Source organism: Gilliamella apicola (assembly GCF_003202915.1).
Lineage (GTDB): Bacteria > Pseudomonadota > Gammaproteobacteria > Enterobacterales > Orbaceae > Gilliamella > Gilliamella apicola_Q.
The window spans coordinates 249,289-263,850 of record NZ_QGLP01000006.1 but is presented as its reverse complement, the minus strand read 5'-3'; the positions used below and the strand labels follow the sequence as shown (position 1 = coordinate 263,850).

The window sequence follows — 14,562 nt, the reverse complement described above, 5'->3', positions numbered from 1 at the left end:
AACATCAAAATGACAGTATCATTAATTCACCCAATCGCAATGGCAGACGGTTTACGTTTCGCTATCCGTGAAGGTGGTCGTACTGTTGGTGCTGGTGTTGTTGCTAAAGTTATTAAATAATTTAAGCAATTACGATCTAAAAAGGGTGTCGTTTGATGCCCTTTTTATCTAGTCTGTTTAGCAAAATGTTTTTAATGAAAAGAGCATTTTGGAAAATGGATAATATTATAAATAACATAATCATAGGTTTTATATGCTAGTAAGTAACGAGAGTCAAGATACAAACACAGTTCTAGACAAATTTAAATGGGTTTTGGTTCTAGTATTAATTGCGTTAATTGTTTGGGGAAATTATTATTTCTCTTTGCCTAATGATATCTACCAACCAAACACAATTGTTCGAATTATTGCGGTTGTTGTGATTTCGCTTTTAACCTTATTTATTGCATTTACAACCAATAAAGGAAAATCATTTATAACATTTTTACAAGAATCGCGAAAAGAGCTTAGAAAAGTGGTATGGCCAACGCGTAAAGAAGCGGTACAAACAACTTTATTAATAGCTGTTATTACTATTATTGTTGGTACAGCGCTTTGGGGAATGGATTCTTTGTTCCGTTCAATCATTTTTTATTTAACATTAATAGGGCGTTAATATGAGTGAAACACAACAAAAACGCTGGTATGTGATCCAAGCTTATTCTGGCTATGAAGCACGTGTTGCACAATCATTACGTGAATATATTAAATTACATAATATGGAAGATTCCTTTGGTGAAGTTTTGGTACCAACCGAAGAAGTTGTTGAAATGAAAAGTGGTCAACGTCGTAAAAGCGAACGTAAATTTTTTCCTGGTTATGTTTTAGTTGAAATGATGATGAACGATGCGACTTGGCATCTAGTTAAAAGTGTCCCAAGAACTTTAGGATTTATTGGTGGAACTTCAGATAGACCAGCTCCGATTAGTCAACGTGAAGTTGAAGCTATCATGAATCGTTTACAGCAAGTTGGTGATAAACCACGTCCGAAAACCTTATTTGAACCAGGCGAACTTGTGCGGGTTAATGAAGGTCCATTTGCCGACTTTAACGGTGTCGTCGAAGAAGTTGATTACGAAAAGAGCCGCTTGAAGGTATCTGTTTCTATTTTTGGTCGTTCTACTCCTGTTGAATTAGATTTTAGCCAAGTAGAAAAAAGTTAATCTATTTGTCATCTAATTAAAAAAATCACAGCTATATGCTGTGATTTTTTGTTTTAGGTGTTTAAATTTTACTAAATTGATGGTTAACTAGCCTCGAACTCTTCTAATTGCTGTTGTAGCTCTAGCCATTTTGATTCTGATTTATCTAATTCAGCCTTTAAATTACTTTGATTAAGTAATAATTGTGTTAATTCTGATTTTTTATCCGTTTCGTAAATTGATGAATCAGCTAATTGCTCTTCAATGACTTTTAACTGATCATTTAAACGAACAATAGTTTGTTCCTCTTTATGCAACTGTTTTTTCAATGGTTGTATTTGGGCTCTGGCTTCCGCATCCTTTCGTTTCTGTTCTTTACGTTCTTGTGCAGAAACTTTAGGCAACACTTCTTTTTTTAATGGTTTAACTTTTTCTTGTGGTTGATTTTCGGCCTTTTGCTCATCAGTCAACCATTTATGATAGTCATCAAGATCACCATTAAAAGGTTCAACTTTATGATTATGTACCAAGTAAAACTCATCTGTTGTTGAACGCAATAAATGTCTATCATGGGAAACCACAACTAAAGCACCTTCAAAATCAATTAACGCTTCAGTCAATGCTTGTCGCATGTCTAAATCTAAATGGTTTGTCGGTTCATCCAGTAATAGTAAATTTGGTTTCTGCCAAACAATTAGCGCTAAAACTAACCGTGCTTTTTCACCACCTGAAAAGGTTTTTACCGGTTCGCTTACTTTATCACCGTGAAAATCAAAACCACCCAAATAATTACGAAGCTCTTGTTCGGTATTTTTAGGTTCAGCAAGTTGTTTTAAATGCCATAAAGCTGATTCATCAGCGCGTAAATATTCCAATTGATGTTGTGCAAAATAACCTAATTGTACACCTTTGGCTAAACTAACATGACCTACCATTGGTGGTAATTCTCCGGCTAGCAGTTTAATCAGTGTTGATTTACCAGCACCGTTACGACCTAACAAACCGATACGTGAGCCAGGTACTAAATTAAGTTTAATCTGCTCTAAGACAACTTTATCACCATACCCAGCAACGATATTTTCCATGGTTAATAATGGACTAGGTAAGAATTCTGGTCGTCGAAATTTAAAATGAAAAGGATTGTCAACATGAGCTGGCGCAATCAGTTCCATTCTTTCCAACATTTTTATTCGACTTTGAGCCTGTTTTGCTTTGGTTGCTTTAGCCCTAAAGCGATCGATATAGCTTTGCAAATGAGCAACTTTAAGTTGCTGGCTTTCATACATGGATTGTTGTTGCGCCAGTTTTGCCGAGCGCTGTGTCTCAAATGATGAATAGTTACCGGTGTATTCAAATAATTTCTTTTGTTCAATATGAATGATTTTATTAACCAATGGATCTAGGAAATCACGATCATGAGAGATTAAAATAAGTGTTCCTTGATAATTACTTAACCATTTTTCTAACCACATCACTGCGTCTAAATCAAGATGGTTAGTTGGTTCATCAAGAAGCAGTAAATCAGAACGACACATTAACGCTTGTGCTAGATTAAGTCGCATACGCCAACCACCAGAGTATGATTTAACCGGTAGTGTTAATTGTTCATTGGAAAAACCTAAACCATGCAATAATGTTGCCGCTCGAGAGCGGATAGTCCAAGCATCGATATTATCAAGTTTTTCATGGATAAGGGCGATTTGTTCACCGTTATTTTTTTCGTACGCGGTTTCTAAATCTTGTTCTAATTTGCGAAACTCACGATCGCCATCAATAACATATTCGACAGCTGAGGTATCTAATGCGGGAGTTTCTTGGTTTACCCAAGCTAATTGCCATTGAGAAGGGATAGAAACACTACCAGCATCTGTTTGAATTTCACCTTTGATTAATGAAAAAAGTGTGGATTTACCACAGCCATTTTTACCGACTAATCCAACTTTTTGTTTAGGATTAATTGTTGCAGATGCGTTATCTAAAAGTAGATTAACACCTCTACGAATTTGGATAGAATCAAATACAATCATAATATTGCCATCTATTATTCAAAAAACATGCTATGCTAACAAAAAAAGAACTTTATGCAAAACGTTTTGCAGGTGATTTACCCCCATTGTATTACTATCGAAAATTGATGATGGATTTATAGCAATGAGGATAGCGGAAAAATAAGATTAATTATTCATTAATCTGTTAAATAAAATATCTTATTTAAATTCAATATAATAACCATCTATTCATATTAATATCAATTAAATTTTATTTTTTTATTGCCGACAATGCTCGGCGAATAAAAAGCCAACAGATAAAGATAAATACAAACAAACCTAAATATTGCGGTATATTTCCTAGGTTATTAAATATTGCCAGTGGCGCATCGCTGCCGCCATTAGTTATACTGATTACGATGACTACTGCTAAGATAACTCCAATTAGACTTTCACCAACAATTAAGCCTGATGCAATTAAAGCGGCTTTGCGATCAACTTTTTTAAATTGTACTTTCGGATCGAGATTATTTCTTTTAGCGTCAGCATAAGTATAACGTTTAATAATCCAAGATAATAATGTACCGACAAAAATTGGTGTGGTGACACTTGGTGGTAGATAAATTCCTAATCCGACTGCGAGCGCTGGTAATCTAAATTTCGAGTGACGTTTAGCTAAAATTAAATCAGTGATGATAATTATGGCTCCTAATACTAAACCAATAAAAATCATTGTCCAATCAAGTTGGTGCGAAAAGATACCTCGGGCAATGGTTGTCATTAACGATGCTTGAGGCGCGGCTAAAACTTGCGTAAGATCCATATCACTACGAGGAATCGCACCAGTAAAGCCATAGGCATGGTATAACGTTTCTAAGATAGGTGCTATAACTAAAGCACCAACAAAACAACCAATTAATAAAGCAACTTGTTGTTTCCAAGGGGTTGCATTGACTAAGTGACCGGTTTTTAAATCTTGCAAATTATCATTGGAAATACATGCTATAGCTAAAACCGTACTAGTGGTGAATAGGGCTAATGCGGTGGCAAAATTCGAGCCTTCGACTGTTGATAACATACCATTTACTTCACCTAGTCCTAATAAGATAAGGGAAACAACAATAACAGCAACTATTGCAATGCCAGACATCGGGCTTGCAGATGAGCCAACTAAACCAGCCATATATCCGCAAGCAGCAGCAACTAAAAATCCCATAATAAAAGAGAACAACACTGCACAAGCAACTAATGACCATGCCACACCACTTGATAAACCACTATCGGCAATAAATGAGTAAAAAGTCGCCACTAAAATGACTAACATTGCCGCCATAATTGAAAAGATCCACTTCGGAGATAGATCGCGTTCTGTGGTGGGTACGTCTTGTATCGATACATCTGAACGTAAGGTCTTAAAAGAAATTTTCAACCCTTCAATAACAGGTTTGATTAATGAAAATAAAGTCCATACAGCTGAAATAGCAATAGTTCCAGCACCAATAAAACGGATATCACTGTCCCAAAATTGCATGGCAACTTGAGATAACGGTAAACTTGAATCATAACCAATGATGGCAGTTAAAATAGGTATACCAAATACCCAAGCAATAACCATACCTATCAATATTGCAATACCCGAGATAATACCGATCAAATAACCGGCACTAAGTAGCGCTAAAGAAAACCCCAAAGGAATTTGGAATATTGATTTTCCTGCTGTGAACCAATAAGCTGAACTCCCAGAGAGTAATTTAAACCCATTAGTAAATAAACTGACTATAGAGGCAATTACGCCGCCAAATAAAATATCTTTTAGTCCATCATTGGCATCATTACCTTCAGTCTTTGATCCGGCTTTTAATATTTCAGCCGCAGCAACCCCCTCAGGATAAGGTAAATTACTTTTTACTACCATGACATGTCGAAGCGGTATAGAAAATAACACACCTAACATACCGCCAGCCAAACATACCGCAAAGGTTAACCAAAATGGGAAATCATGCCAATATCCCATCATTAATAAACCGGGTATAACAAAAATAATTGAAGATAAAGTTCCTGCTGCTGAAGCCTGTGTTTGTACCATATTATTTTCTAAAATGGTTGAATCCGGGAAAAGGCGTAAAATCGCCATAGAAATGACTGCTGCAGGAATAGCAGATGAAAAAGTTAAGCCGACTTTTAGGCCAAGATAAACATTTGATGCGGTAAAAATAATTGTTATTAGTGCACCAAGAATAATCCCTCTAAATGTAAGTTCTCGTAGTTCACTCATATTTTTAATGTAATTCCAGTTGAAGTTAAGTGTATTATATACTTAATTAGATTATTTTGCGTGTAAAACTGCGAGGTGATGTTGTTTTTTGGTTTTTGATAGTTGTTTTTAAATGAAAATATTTTTTAATATATTTTGAATGTTTACTATTTAGTTCTTAAAGAATTACCATTTCTTTTTGAAACCATTACAATGTTAGTTAATGATTATTACTTTGTGAGAGATATTGTGAACCAATTAGAACGTCTACAAGCGATTACTAAACAATTACGCAATCCTATTAAAGGGTGCGAATGGGACAGTAAGCAAACTTTTGATTCGTTAAAATCCTATACTTTAGAAGAAACTTATGAAGTTTTAGATGCTATCGAAAAAAAAGATATGGTTGAACTTAAAAGTGAATTGGGCGACCTATTGTTTCAGATTGTTTTTTATGCGGATTTAGCAAGTGAACAAGGTTTTTTTAATTTTGATGATATTTGTCAGACTGTCGCTGATAAGCTGGTCAGTCGTCATCCGCATGTTTTTTCCAATAATACGACTATTAAACCGAATTGGGAACAACTTAAACAACAAGAACGCGATAAGCGAGCACAATATTCGCTATTAGATGATATCCCGACCGCAATCCCAGCATTAATGAAGGCTGAAAAAATTCAAAAACGTTGTGCATCTGTTGGTTTTGATTGGAATGAACTACAACCGGTTATTGCTAAGGTTAAAGAAGAAATCAATGAAGTTGAACAAGAATTAGCACAATCAACTATTGATCAATCAAAAGTTGCAGAAGAAATGGGAGACTTGTTGTTTGCTACCGTCAATTTAGCAAGACATCTAAAAGTTAAATCGGAGTTATGCTTACAAAATGCTAATAACAAGTTTATTAGGCGTTTTAAACAAGTTGAATCACTGCTGAAACAAAAAAATCACAATTTAGTTGATGCAACACTTGAAGAAATGGAAGATGCATGGCAAATTGTCAAACAAACTGAAAAATTACCTAGCGAAGTAAAACAAAATGACTGAACAAAAAAATGAATTGTATCAAGAGATCGAAGCATGGGCACAAAATGCTATTTTACATAGCCCAACTTGGAGTATTAATCAACTCGATTATTCTGAAAAAAGTATTACTGTTGTTGAGATGATTATTGGCGAAATGGCGGATAAAAGCTTTGGTCTGCCAGAAGAACAACTGAATATGATATCGCAAGAATATGGCTGTTATCTGTTACTAACTGCGCATAAATTATATGGTGGTCAGTTCTATTGGAATCAAGAATTAGAACAACCTATGTTAATTTGCTGTGAACCTGATTCAACCATAGCATTATTCACGTGGAATAAAGTTAAAGGTCGTTTATTAGGTGATAAAGCGGATCATATTGCTTATTTTCTAGATGAATTTGGCAAAGCGGTTTTCCAACCAGAAAAAGGTACCAATTTAGTTTATCTATAAATTACATTTGTAATAAATATGATTGAAAAAAGTTGGTAAGCAGATAAGTTTTCCGACTTTAATAAATTCTGTTAAAAGGAATTTTAAATATGAAATATACACTTTATATTGGTAATAAAAACTACTCAACATGGTCGATGCGTCCTTGGGTTGTGATGAAATATTTTGATATTCCTTTTAACGAAAAGCTGGTTAAATTTGATAGTTTTGCTGATGATTCTTTGTTTAAAAAGACCATGCTCTCCGTTTCAAAATATGGCACGGTACCTATTCTAATTGACGGTGATTTAGTGATCAGTGACTCTTTAGCTATTTGTGAATATTTAGCAGAAAAGCATGGCGACTTAGCTTTATGGCCGGTTGATCCCAAGAAAAGAGCAATCGCTCGCAGTTTAGTGGCTAAAATGCATTCTGGGTTTCAAGCTATTCGAACTTATTTGCCGATGAATATTGAAGCCGAGTTTCCACAAGTAGGGCAAATAATATTACGAGACCATTTAGAGGTAAAAAAGAAATCATGTTTTTAGATGATTTATTATCCTCGTCGTTAGCCTCGAAAAAATCAAATTGTGACTATTTGTTTGGTGATTTTAGCATAGCCGATGCCTTTTATGCTCCTTTGTGCCTAAGATTAAAAAATTATCATATAGCAACAAGTTCAAGTGTTAGCAACTATATTGATATTATCTGTAATACTAAAGGCATTAAAGATTGGATCAATGAAGCATTACAAGAAAGATCTTTTGTCGCGATGGATGAACCTTATCGTTTACAAAGATAAGTAATGATAGATAGAGATAACATAAAAATACCATCCCATTCAACACATACGCTATAAACATTATCGAGGATGAGGTTGACGGGTTAACTTCTTTTTTTATCCAGTCATCAACTAAAGAACAATGGTTTGAGATTTACTATTATGGCGAATTAGAAAATGGCTACATTACCTGTGTAGAACCAACTTTCGCCAATATTAAGATTGTAGCAAAATCCCTTAATAGTGAAGAAGAAATATTGTTATTTGATGAAACGGTGCATGGCTATAACGCAATGTTTTGTGACAATCACTCTGATGAAGAAAAAAACAATCGGTCACTTGAAAAACTTAAAGTGACTGCGTCAAAAATAAAATTAACATTCGGTTATAGTATTGACTATGATTCTGAAAAAGAACTTTATGACTTAGATGAAAAAGGTCAGGTAATATTGGTTGATGAGCGAAAAATAGCTTGGCAACAGCTACTATGTGACGGTTTTGATTGGTTATCGATTGAATTGATTGACGTAAATGGCAACGAACAACTCATAATAGATGCCGAGCTAGCCTAACGGTTATAGCTATTTTGTGGTGGAAATTGCGCTATTTTACTAAGTTAATATCACTCAAATAAACTGATTTATCATTAACAAACCCGTTTGCTTAAAACGGGTTTGTTATTTTAATAATGAGATTAGCAATTATGCTTCTAAGTAATCTAAAATACCTTCAGCAGCTTTGCGTCCTTCACTAATTGCGGTGACGACTAAATCAGAACCACGCACAGCATCTCCGCCAGCAAAGATTTTGGCATTCGAGGTTTGATAACCTTTGCTTTCGGGGGCAATTATCCGTCCTCTATCGTCAAAATCAACCCCATGTTCAGCTAACCACGGCATTGCATGCGGTTTAAAGCCAAATGCCATTACCACCGCATCTGCCGGTAACACAAATTCTGAGCCTTCAATAATCACTGGTGAGCGACGACCTTTCGCATCGGGTTCACCAAGCTCTGTTCTTACCATTTTTACGCCAGTAACATGCCCTACATTGTTAATTTCAATGCTCAGCGGTTGTACATTGAATTGGAACTGTGCGCCTTCTTCTTTGGCGTTTTTAACTTCACGTTTAGAACCAGGCATATTGGCTTCATCACGGCGATATGCACACGTCACTTCAGTAGCACCTTGACGGATAGATGTTCTTACGCAGTCCATGGCAGTATCACCACCGCCTAATACCACGACACGCTTATTTCTCATATCTACATAAGGCGCATCGTCAGTTTGTTGGTGCTGCATAATATGTTTAGTATTAGCAATTAAAAATGGTAATGCATCATAGACACCGTCAGCATCTTCATTTTCAAGTCCGGCACGCATTGATTGATAAGTACCAGCCCCAACAAAAACGGCTGCAAACTCAGCAAGAAGATCGGCTAATTGTACTGTTTTACCCACTTCAGTATTAAGGCGGAACTCGACGCCCATTTCGCTAAAGACATGTCTACGATGAACTAAGACCTCTTTATCTAATTTGAAGGCTGGAATACCAAATGTTAATAAACCACCAATTTCAGGATGGCGATCAAAAACGACAGGGGTGACACCATTACGTACTAAAACATCAGCACAAGCCAAGCCAGCAGGACCAGCGCCGATAATTGCGACTCTCAACCCGGTTTTTTCCACGTTAGAGAGATTTGGTCTCCATCCCATTTTAAAGGCTTCATCGGTAATATAACGCTCAATACTACCAATAGTTACCGCACCAAATTCAGCATTCAAAGTACAAGAACCTTCACAAAGACGATCTTGTGGACAAACTCGACCACACACCTCTGGTAAACTATTGGTTTGGTGAGACAGCTCAACCGCTTCTAAAATTTTGCCTTCATTGATTAATTTTAACCAATTTGGAATATAGTTATGTACCGGACAGCGCCATTCACAATAAGGGTTACCACAAGCAAGGCAACGATCTGCTTGAGCTTGTGATTGTGAGGCGGAAAATCCCTCATAAATTTCAACAAATTCAATTTTACGAACGTTTAGCGATTTTTTAGGCGGATCAACACGTTGTAAATCGATAAACTGATAAACATTCTGACTCATATCGTGTTCTCCCCTTACTGTGCTTGCACGCGAAGCTCTGCTGATGAGCGGCTACGGTGACCTAACAATGCTTTAACATCACTAGATTTTGGTTTAACTAAGACAAATTGTTTGGCAAAGCCTTCCCAGTTAGCTAATATCTCTTCAGCCCAAGATGAGTGAGTTAACTGAGCGTGTTCCATGATTAAACCTCGTAAGTGCTCTTCATGGATCGAGTAGTCAGCCACATTTAACATTTCGACCAACTCTTTATTAATACGCTTATGTAAATCGCCATCGGTATCCAAAATATAAGCAAAACCACCGGTCATACCAGCACCGAAGTTAACGCCGGTTTTACCTAACACACAGACAATACCGCCAGTCATATATTCACAGCCATTATCACCAATGCCTTCAACCACGCTAATGGCACCTGAGTTACGCACGGCAAAACGTTCGCCAGCTCGGCCAGCAGCAAATAATTTACCACCTGTTGCGCCGTATAAACAGGTATTACCGGCAATGGTCGCTTCATGACTTAAAAATGCCGAGCCTTGCGGTGGACGAATCACAATACGACCGCCAGCCATCCCTTTACCCACATAATCATTAGCATCGCCGGTTAGGGTTAAATACACACCACCAGCATTCCATACACCAAAGCTTTGACCTGCGGTACCATTGAAATTCAAGGAAATAGGTGAGGTAACTAAGCCTTGATCACCATATTTTTTAGCTATATAACCAGATAAGGTAGTACCAACAGAGCGATCAGTATTTTGAATATCAAAGTAGAAGCTTTTACTTTGACGATTATCCACTGCGTCTTGCGCTTGGGTGATGATCTCTTTATTAAGCACGCCTTTATCAAATGGTTTGTTATCTTCAATACAGTGTACAGGTTTACCTTCAATCGGCGATGCGGTTTTAAGCAAGCCTGATAAATCCAATTTTTGCTGTTTTGCGGTAATACCGTCAAGCTCAATAAGCAGATCGGTACGACCGATTAAATCAACAATTCGGCAAACGCCAAGTTCAGCCATAACTTCTCGCGTATTACGAGCAAGAAAACGGAAGTAGTTCATGGCTTTTTCTGGTAGACCATGATAATGCTCACTACGCAGTTTTTCATCTTGAGTAGCAACACCGGTCGCACAGTTATTCAGGTGACAAATACGTAAGTATTTACAACCTAGGGCAACCATTGGTCCGGTACCAAAGCCAAAGCTTTCGGCACCTAAAATTGCGGCTTTAACAATATCGGCACCAGTTTTTAAGCCACCATCCACTTGTAAGCGTATTTTGTGACGTAAACCATTAGCGACTAATGATTGTTGGGTTTCAACCAGACCAAGTTCCCAAGGAGAGCCAGCATATTTAACCGATGTTAATGGGCTAGCACCGGTACCGCCGTCATAACCTGAAATAGTGATTAAATCGGCATAGGCTTTAGCTACGCCAGTTGCAATAGTACCGACTCCCGGTTCGGACACTAACTTAACTGAGATCATCGCCGTTGGATTAATCTGTTTCAGGTCAAAAATCAATTGCGCTAAGTCTTCAATTGAATAAATATCATGATGCGGTGGTGGTGAAATTAATGTCACACCCGGTACAGAAAAACGTAATTTTGCAATATAAGGTGTTACTTTATCACCTGGTAATTGACCACCTTCACCCGGTTTTGCACCTTGGGCAACTTTGATTTGAATCACGTCAGCACTCATTAAGTAACCCGGTGTTACACCAAATCGGCCGGAAGCCACTTGTTTAATACGTGATACTTTGATGGTGTTATAACGGGCAGGATCTTCACCGCCTTCACCAGAGTTAGAAAAACCACCTAAGGTATTCATGGCTTCGGCTAATGATTCATGCGCTTCCGGACTTAATGCGCCGATAGACATAGCGGCGGAGTCAAAACGTTTAAATAATGACTCTTCTGGTTCAACTTCATCAATTGCAATAGCGGCATTTTCAGGTGGATTAAGTTTTAATAAGTCTCGCAAGGTCGTAGGAGGTCGATTATTTACAATATCCACATAACGCTGATAATCTGCATAATTACCGTCATTAACCGCTTTTTGTAGCGATTGTACAACATCTGGATTATAAGCGTGATATTCGCCACCATAAACAAATTTGAGTAAGCCACCTTGTTCGATTGGTTTACGACGCAGCCACGCTTTTTTAGATAAATTAAATTGATCTTGGGCAAAATCATCAAAGTTGGCACCACTAATGCGGCTAGTTACTCCTTGGAAGCAAAGTTCAACTACTTCTTCATTTAGACCAACTGCCTCAAATAGTTTAGCACAGCGATAAGAAGCGATGGTCGAAATTCCCATTTTTGACATAATTTTATATAAGCCTTTATTAATACCATTGCGATAATTAATAATCGCGTCACGGTAAGACTTATTTATTGTGTGATTATCCACCATTTGTGCTAACGTTTCATAGGCTAAGTATGGATAGATTGCCGTCGCTCCAAAGCCTAATAAAACGGCGAATTGATGCGGATCTCGACAACTTGCTGTTTCAACAATGATATTGGCATCACAGCGCAAGTTCTTTTCAACTAAACGTTGTTGTACGGCACCGACCGCCATTGGCGCAGGGATCGGTAAACGATCAGGTGCAATATTTCTATCGGATAAAATGAGTAATACCGTTCCCTCACGAACTTTCGCTTCGGCATCACCACATAATTGTTCAATTGCATCGCGTAAACTACCGTCAATCTCATAAGTGATATCTAGTGTTTCTGATTTGTAGTAACGAGATTCTAAGGTTGTTAACTGTTTAAAATCCGAATGAACTAATACCGGATATTTAAAGGCAACCCGATGCGCTTGGCCTTCTGCTTCGGCAAATACATTCATTTCACGACCAATGCTGGTTGAAAGCGACATGACGTGCGCTTCACGCAATGGATCGATAGGTGGATTAGTTACTTGAGCAAATTTTTGTCGGAAGTAATCATAAATTAAGCGCGGACGGCTTGATAGCACGGCAAATGGTGTATCATCACCCATTGAGCCGGTGGCTTCTTGGCCATTTTCACCCAAAACTCGAATACATTGGTCGAGCTCTTCGGCACTATAACCAAATTGTTTTTGGTAAGTAGCGAGTAAAGTGTCGTCATAATCACGAGAGCCGATATCATCATCTGGAAGATCTTCAAATGGGATGAGACGTTTTACATTTTTAGCCATCCACTCTTTGTATGGATGACGTTTTTGGAGATCATTGTCAGTTTCTGAAGATTGTAAAATGCGACCTTCTTCAGTATCAATGACTAGTAACTCACCAGGACCAACTCGTCCTTTGGTGACGACTTCATCGGGTTGATAGTCCCAAATACCGATTTCTGATGCACAAGTGATAAGTTTATCGGTGGTAATTACATAACGAGCAGGGCGTAGACCGTTACGGTCTAAGTTACAGGCAGCATAACGACCATCAGACATAACGATACCGGCCGGTCCGTCCCACGGTTCCATATGCATAGAGTTAAAATCAAAGAAAGCGCGCAGATCTTCATTCATATCAGGGTTGTTTTGCCATGCTGGTGGTACTAGTAAACGCATAGCACGGACAATATCCATACCGCCGACTAAAAATAGTTCCAACATATTGTCTAGCGAGCTTGAATCCGAGCCAGTAACATTGACAAACGGCGCGGCATCTTGCAGATCTGGAATCAATGGTGTTTTAAATTTGTAAGATCGCGCTTTTGCCCATTGGCGATTGCCCTCAATGGTATTAATTTCACCATTATGGGCTAAATGTCTAAATGGTTGCGCCAGTGGCCAACGTGGTACGGTATTGGTTGAAAAACGTTGATGGAATAAACAGATTGCGGTTTCCATCCGAATATCAGCCAAATCTAAATAGAATCGAGGTAAATCCTTCGGCATACATAAGCCTTTATAGATATTAACCTGATTTGAAAAACTACAGACATAAAACGTATCATCTTGTACACGTTTTTCTATACGTCGGCGCACCATATATAGACGGCGTTCTAAATCGATTTTGGTCCAACCCGCCGGGGCATTGACAAATACTTGTTCAATTCTTGGTAGTGATGATAGGGCGATTTCACCCAGAACACTCTTATCGATTGGCACTTCACGCCAACCTAATACATATAAGGTTTCTTCCGCTAGCTCTTCTTCAACAATTTCACGACTAGCTTGCGCTTCGGCTTCATCTTGACTTAAAAATAGCATGCCAACGGCGTAATTAGCGGCTAAACGCCAACCTGCGTCCTCGGCAACTAGTCGGAAAAATCGGTCTGGTTTTTGTAATAAAAGACCACAGCCATCACCGGTTTTACCATCCGATAATATGGCGCCACGGTGTTGCATGCGAGCAAGCCCGTGAATTGCAGTACGCACTACTTTATGACTTGGTTGCCCTTCAATATGAGCAATTAAACCAAATCCGCAGTTATCTTTTTCATGCTGCTGGTTGTATAACATATCATTGCCTCTAATTCATTGTTATTCTTTTTTGAAAAGATATAGGCATTAATCCCATAATAGGTGTGAAGGTAATTAAAAATAGGTTTTTGGTCAAATAAATATTACTTATAAGTCAATATTTTAATCACATAACACATGTATATTAATGAAGCTTATATCTTATATTAACCAATTGTTTTTATTAGTTTTAAATTTTATTTAAAATTAAGGTTATTTAATTTTAAAAATTTTTCATAATAAGAATTAATATCTGATTAAAAAAAGTTGCGCAATGAGGTTTTTGAGCATAAAAATTGACGATTTTTACACA

At 37.6% G+C, this 14,562-nt stretch carries 12 protein-coding genes; 8 read left to right on the top strand and 4 right to left on the bottom strand.

Going from position 1 to position 14,562, the window contains the following annotated elements; genetic code table 11:
* From DKK79_RS11865 to nusG, 3 genes are all read left to right on the top strand, one after another.
* Positions 1–120 (top strand): EF-Tu C-terminal domain-related protein (locus DKK79_RS11865; RefSeq protein ID WP_219999817.1); only part of this gene is annotated, 120 nt, incomplete at its 5' end.
* 133 nt (positions 121–253) lie between these two features.
* Positions 254–655 (top strand): preprotein translocase subunit SecE, encoded by a 402-nt coding sequence (gene secE, locus DKK79_RS11860; protein ID WP_034883130.1) that lies wholly within the window; start codon positions 254–256, stop codon positions 653–655.
* Position 656: 1 nt separating this feature from the next.
* Positions 657–1,202 (top strand): transcription termination/antitermination protein NusG, encoded by a 546-nt coding sequence (gene nusG, locus DKK79_RS11855; RefSeq protein WP_034883131.1) that lies wholly within the window; start codon positions 657–659, stop codon positions 1,200–1,202.
* Positions 1,203–1,285: 83 nt separating this feature from the next.
* Here nusG and DKK79_RS11850 read toward each other — a convergent pair whose 3' ends face one another.
* Positions 1,286–3,208 carry an ABC transporter ATP-binding protein gene (locus DKK79_RS11850; protein WP_110424263.1) on the bottom strand — a complete coding sequence of 641 codons (1,923 nt, stop codon included), beginning with the start codon at positions 3,206–3,208 and terminating at the stop codon, positions 1,286–1,288.
* Between the two features lie 232 nt (positions 3,209–3,440).
* Positions 3,441–5,444 carry an OPT family oligopeptide transporter gene (locus tag DKK79_RS11845; RefSeq protein ID WP_110424262.1) on the bottom strand — a complete coding sequence of 668 codons (2,004 nt, stop codon included), beginning with the start codon at positions 5,442–5,444 and terminating at the stop codon, positions 3,441–3,443.
* Between the two features lie 228 nt (positions 5,445–5,672).
* On the opposite strand from DKK79_RS11845, the gene mazG reads away from it, so the two are divergent.
* The 5 genes from mazG (at position 5,673) to DKK79_RS11825 (ending at position 8,235) form a co-directional block, all read left to right on the top strand.
* The gene (gene mazG / locus DKK79_RS11840) at positions 5,673–6,470 is read left to right on the top strand and encodes a nucleoside triphosphate pyrophosphohydrolase (RefSeq protein ID WP_181415317.1); all 798 of its coding nucleotides are present in this window, start codon (positions 5,673–5,675) and stop codon (positions 6,468–6,470) included.
* Positions 6,463–6,903 carry a hypothetical protein gene (locus DKK79_RS11835; protein ID WP_034883136.1) on the top strand — a complete coding sequence of 147 codons (441 nt, stop codon included), beginning with the start codon at positions 6,463–6,465 and terminating at the stop codon, positions 6,901–6,903. The genes mazG and DKK79_RS11835 overlap by 8 nt, the downstream gene beginning before the upstream one ends.
* Before the next feature lie 89 nt (positions 6,904–6,992).
* Positions 6,993–7,430 carry a glutathione S-transferase gene (locus DKK79_RS14640; protein WP_220019261.1) on the top strand — a complete coding sequence of 146 codons (438 nt, stop codon included), beginning with the start codon at positions 6,993–6,995 and terminating at the stop codon, positions 7,428–7,430.
* Complete coding sequence (locus DKK79_RS14635; protein ID WP_220019260.1) at positions 7,421–7,684, top strand: hypothetical protein; 264 nt, start codon at positions 7,421–7,423, stop codon at positions 7,682–7,684. The genes DKK79_RS14640 and DKK79_RS14635 overlap by 10 nt, the downstream gene beginning before the upstream one ends.
* A gap of 236 nt (positions 7,685–7,920) precedes the next feature.
* On the top strand, positions 7,921–8,235 hold the full coding sequence (locus DKK79_RS11825) for a hypothetical protein (protein WP_110424260.1): 315 nt from the start codon (positions 7,921–7,923) through the stop codon (positions 8,233–8,235).
* Positions 8,236–8,364: 129 nt separating this feature from the next.
* On the opposite strand, the gene DKK79_RS11820 is transcribed toward DKK79_RS11825, so the two are convergent.
* Positions 8,365–9,777 (bottom strand): FAD-dependent oxidoreductase, encoded by a 1,413-nt coding sequence (locus DKK79_RS11820; RefSeq protein ID WP_110424259.1) that lies wholly within the window; start codon positions 9,775–9,777, stop codon positions 8,365–8,367.
* A gap of 14 nt (positions 9,778–9,791) precedes the next feature.
* Positions 9,792–14,249 (bottom strand): glutamate synthase large subunit, encoded by a 4,458-nt coding sequence (gene gltB, locus DKK79_RS11815; protein WP_110424258.1) that lies wholly within the window; start codon positions 14,247–14,249, stop codon positions 9,792–9,794.
* Positions 14,250–14,562 lie beyond the last annotated feature (313 nt).